Raw genomic sequence first — 305 nt, 5'->3', positions numbered from 1 at the left:
GAATGAAAGACGCTCCACACGTCGTGTTCGGCAAGCGAGAACGACTCGCGCGTGACGTCGAACAGGCGCAGCACGTTCGCGTGAGTGACGATGCAGCCCTTGGGTGTGCCGGTGGAACCGGACGTATAGATCACGTAGGCGGCTTGTGCGGCGCAGACGGCGCGGGGCGGGGCGGTGCGATTGCCGCCGTTATCGTCGAGGCTGATCACACAGCGCGGCAGATGCTTGTCACGCGGCAGGCGTTCGAGCTCAGCGTCGGTGCCGACGATGGCGATCATCGCGCTGTCGTCGATGAGGAAACGCAG

General features: G+C 64.6%; 1 protein-coding gene. It reads right to left on the bottom strand.

The genetic code is table 11. From position 1 onward, the window contains the following. Positions 1-278 (bottom strand): AMP-binding protein (locus ACV22W_RS33720; RefSeq protein WP_448023865.1); only part of this gene is annotated, 278 nt, incomplete at its 3' end. Between the last annotated feature and the right edge of the window lie 27 nt (positions 279-305).

This window comes from Burkholderia sp. AW49-1 (assembly GCF_053427845.1).
The sequence above is the reverse complement of the archived record's forward strand: the minus strand, read 5'-3'. Positions and strand labels throughout refer to the sequence as shown.